The organism is Kocuria sabuli, from assembly GCF_040981185.1.
GTDB lineage: Bacteria > Actinomycetota > Actinomycetes > Actinomycetales > Micrococcaceae > Kocuria > Kocuria sabuli.
This window is the reverse complement of sequence record NZ_JAVHZE010000115.1, coordinates 1-522: the sequence shown is the minus strand read 5'-3', so window position 1 is coordinate 522 and position 522 is coordinate 1. Positions and strand designations below refer to the sequence as shown.

Genomic DNA, 522 nt, shown 5'->3' with positions numbered 1-522 from the left:
TTCGTTTGATTGGTGTCGGCGATGGGCTGCCAACCTTTAAAGCGAGGGCGTACTTATATTTTTGCCGCTGCCTCTCAGTGCGGCTGCCGGGGGCTTCCCGATCGATATTCGGCACTTAAGCCGTTAAATTTTTTATTTCTTCGCCAGTTCCTGGTTAATCATCCAGAGCTCCCGGCGTTCTTCGCTGCTCAGGCCATGGGTGCGCTCGCGAGCTATCAACTCTTCCTGGCGCAACTCAAGCATCGAATCAAACATATGGTTGAGCGAGTCGGTGAACGTTTTTTCTGCGATATCCTTATCTGCTATATCGTCCCACATCGACAGTTTTTCAAGGGTAGCGGCCTCTTTTGTGCCGCGATAATGCTCTAAAAGTTGTCCGGTGGTCAGACCTGGCTGAGACAAACAAGTGTTGACCAATTCTGAAAATAAGCCAAGCCCGGGCAATTTTTCGTGGTTCAAACCCGCCAGCGACGGCACTTGCGGAGCAAGTTCGGGGTTTTGCACCAGCAACCCTATCAGTAT

At 51.0% G+C, this 522-nt stretch carries 1 protein-coding gene; it reads right to left on the bottom strand.

Going from position 1 to position 522, the window contains the following annotated elements:
- Positions 1–132 precede the first annotated feature (132 nt).
- Positions 133–522: DNA primase (dnaG, locus tag RE027_RS18185; protein ID WP_368809701.1), on the bottom strand; the 390-nt coding region annotated here is incomplete at its 5' end.